Origin of the sequence: Actinomadura bangladeshensis (assembly GCF_004348335.1) — a bacterium.
Lineage (GTDB): Bacteria > Actinomycetota > Actinomycetes > Streptosporangiales > Streptosporangiaceae > Spirillospora > Spirillospora bangladeshensis.
The window spans coordinates 1-2,910 of sequence record NZ_SMJW01000465.1 but is presented as its reverse complement, the minus strand read 5'-3'; the positions used below and the strand labels follow the sequence as shown (position 1 = coordinate 2,910).

General features: G+C 68.4%; 5 protein-coding genes. 1 reads left to right on the top strand and 4 read right to left on the bottom strand.

The window, feature by feature from the left end; all coding sequences use genetic code 11:
• Nucleotides 1-113: 113 nt before the first annotated feature.
• Nucleotides 114-503: a YccF domain-containing protein gene (locus E1284_RS39935; protein ID WP_131945319.1), complete on the bottom strand. Its 390-nt coding sequence runs from the start codon at nucleotides 501-503 to the stop codon at nucleotides 114-116.
• A 220-nt stretch (nucleotides 504-723) separates the two neighbouring features.
• On the opposite strand from E1284_RS39935, the gene E1284_RS39930 reads away from it, so the two are divergent.
• Complete coding sequence (locus tag E1284_RS39930) at nucleotides 724-1,092, top strand: HIT family protein (protein WP_207924233.1); 369 nt, start codon at nucleotides 724-726, stop codon at nucleotides 1,090-1,092.
• A 5-nt stretch (nucleotides 1,093-1,097) separates the two neighbouring features.
• Here E1284_RS39930 and trxA read toward each other — a convergent pair whose 3' ends face one another.
• The 3 genes from trxA to E1284_RS39915 form a co-directional block, all read right to left on the bottom strand.
• Nucleotides 1,098-1,412: a thioredoxin gene (gene trxA / locus E1284_RS39925; RefSeq protein WP_131945317.1), complete on the bottom strand. Its 315-nt coding sequence runs from the start codon at nucleotides 1,410-1,412 to the stop codon at nucleotides 1,098-1,100.
• Nucleotides 1,294-1,788, bottom strand: coding sequence for a MerR family transcriptional regulator (locus tag E1284_RS43525; RefSeq protein WP_131945316.1), 495 nt, complete (start codon nucleotides 1,786-1,788; stop codon nucleotides 1,294-1,296). Before E1284_RS43525 ends, trxA begins: the two co-directional genes overlap by 119 nt.
• Before the next feature lie 113 nt (nucleotides 1,789-1,901).
• Nucleotides 1,902-2,910 (bottom strand): chitinase (locus tag E1284_RS39915; protein ID WP_131945315.1); only part of this gene is annotated, 1,009 nt, incomplete at its 5' end.

Sequence of the window (2,910 nt, the reverse complement as noted above, 5' to 3'; positions counted from 1 at the left end):
CGCCATCCCCCAGGAAGTCGTGGACGCCACCCGAGCCCGCTACACCGAGGTCTACGAACGCCTGACCGGCACCCCCTGGACGTCCTGACCCCCGCCGACCCGGCGGCGACGGGTTAGAAGTGGGAGGGGTCGTCGGAGGAGACGATCTCGTGGCCGAGGGGGGTCAGGGAGATCGGGATCAGCTTGAAGTTCGCGATGCCGAACGGGATGCCGATGATCGTCAGGCAGAGCAGGAGGCCGGTGACCAGGTGGCCGAGGGCCAGCCACCAGCCGGCGACGATGATCCAGATGATGTTGCCGATGAGGGAGCCCACGCCCGCGCCGCGCTTGGGGACGGTCGTCCGGCCGAACGGCCACAGCGCGAAGCCCGCGATGCGGAACGAGGCGATGCCGAACGGGATCGTGATGATGAGAATGCAGCAGATGATCCCGGCGACGACATAGCTCAGCGCCAGCCAGAACCCCGCCAGGACCAGCCAGATGACGTTCAACAGCGTGCGCACGGCAACCTCCCGACTACAGCAGGACCTTGATCAGGATATGCGCCGCCGGCCGCACGGTGTCGGCCGGTCGATCGAGTGGTGATCGGGGCGGCGTGCTTGCCGGAAGATGGGCGCTGTGGAACCGGTCGCCGGATGCCTTGCATGTGAGCTGCTCGTCTGCGTTCGTCCTCTTCCCGGGGGACGTCTCGCGGAGTCGGCGGGGTGGGTCGTCGAGCACTCGGTGGGCCCGCTCGGCCTGGGGACCCTGGTGGTCAAGCCGGCGCGGCACGTGGTCCATGTCGCCGAGTTGACCGATGCCGAGAGCGAGGCGTTGGGGCCGCTGCTCCGCCGGGTGGCCGCGGCGGTGACGGAGGTCGTCCGGCCGGAGCAGGTCTATGTCTGTCTCTGGTCCCATGCGGATGCCGTGCCGGGTCACCTCCATTTCGTCGTCCAGCCCGTGGTCAAGGCGGACATGGCCCGTCATGACGCGTTCGGGCCGGCGTTGCAGACGGCGATGTTCCGCGAGGGGACGGTGCCGGACGCCAGTGAGGTGGAAGCCTTGTGCGAGCGGCTTCGTCCGGCCCTGTCCGGTTCGGTCGGCGGAGCGTGACGTGGTCAGAAGTGGCCGTCCAGGGCGGCGAGCAGGGCGCGCTTGGGCTTGGCGCCGATGATCTGCCGGACGACCTCGCCGTCCCGGTAGAGGTTGAGGGTGGGGAAGCCCATGACGCCGTAGCGGGTCACGATGTCGGGGTTCTCGTCGCCGTTGATCTTCGCGATGGTGAGCCGGTCGCCGTGCTCGGCCTCGATCTGCTCAAGGATCGGCGCGATCATCTTGCAGGGCGGGCACCAGTCCGCCCAGAATTCGACCAGTACCGGCTTGCCGCCGCGCAGCACCTGCTCGTCGAAGTTCTCGCTGGTCAGATCGATCATTCGTCACCTCCGTGGAGAGGGCGCAGCCCGGGCAGGCCCGCGCCAGCTGGTCGGCCACGTCCGCGCGCAGGCGGATCAGGGTGCGGATCTCGGCGTCGATCTCCGCGAGCTTGCGCTGGTAGACCGCGACGGATTCGGGGCAGGACGCGCCGTCGGCGTGGCCCGCGCGCAGGCAGTCGACGAACGGGCGGGTGTCGTCCAGCGTGAACCCGGCGGCGAGCAGCGACCGGATCTCCGACACGAGCCGGAGATCGGACTCCTCGTACTGCCGGTACCCGTTGGACGCGCGCCGCGCCGGCAGCAGCCCCTGCTGCTCGTAGTAGCGCAGCGTGCGGGTGCTGACGCCCGCGCGTGCGGCGAGTTCCCCGATCCGCATCCGTCCGTCCTCCCTTGTGGCCGTTCGCGACGCTATCCCCTGACACCGGCGTCAAGGTCAACCCCGTCCGGGGACGGGCCCGGCGGCGCGGTGCCGGGCCCGTCCCCGATCCGTCACCGGCCCTGCAGGCCGCGGACGTTGTCGCCGAACGTCCAGCCCTTCGAGCCGTCCCAGTTGACGGACCAGGTCATCAGACCCTTCAACTGGCCGTTGAAGTGGTTCCATGCCTGCCCGACGAGGCCCGTCGACATGTAACCGCCGCCGGCGCCGGGCTGCGCGGGCAGCCCCGGGACCTGCTTGTCATACGGCACCCGGATGGTGGTCCCCTGGATGACGAGGCCGTTGTTCAAGCATTCGGTCTGCTTCACGAAGCCCTCGACCGTCCCGGCGGAGTAAGAGTCACCGGAGCATCCGTACATGCTGCCGTTGTAGTACTGCATGTTCAGCCACCACAGCCGGCCGTTGTCGGCGTACTTCTTGATGATCGGCAGGTATGCGCCCCAGATGGAGCCGTAGGTGACACTGCCTCCGGTCACGTACGCGGTCTCTGGCGCCATCGTGAGCCCGAAGTTGGACGGCATCTGCGCGAGCACGCCGTCGATGATGCGGATCAGGTTCGCCTGGGACGCCGACAGCTGGCTGATGCTGCCGCTGCCCGACAGTCCCGTCTCGATGTCGATGTCGATGCCGTCGAAGTTGTACTTCTTCAGAATCGGCACGACGGTTGCTACAAAGCGATCGGCGACACTGCTGGAACTGAGGTCGATGCCCGCGGTGGCACCGCCGATCGACATCAGGATGGTGGCGCCCGCCGCCTTGGCCGCGCACATCTCGGCGGGGGTGGCGACCTTGACGGTCGAGTCCATGCCGTCCTCCCACAGGACGGTGCCGTCCGACCGGATGACGGGGAACGCAGCGTTGATGACGTTGTAGCCGTGCTGCTTGATGACGGGGTTGTCGATCGGCGTCCAGCCGAACGGCGGGTGGACGCCGTTGGACGACCCGTCCCAGTTCTCCCAGTACCCCTGCAGAACCTTGCCGGCGGGCTTCGACTTCACCGCACAGGTGTCGTCCCCAGGCGGCTGCGTGGTCGGTGGGGTCGTGGGCGGCGTTGTCGGGGGC

Bases quoted from the DNA above. Each gene is read 5' to 3' on its own strand.
- trxA (WP_131945317.1), bottom strand. From the start codon at position 1,412: ATGATCGATCTGACCAGCGAGAACTTCGACGAGCAGGTGCTGCGCGGC.
- E1284_RS43525 (WP_131945316.1), bottom strand. From the start codon at position 1,788: ATGCGGATCGGGGAACTCGCCGCACGCGCGGGCGTCAGCACCCGCACG.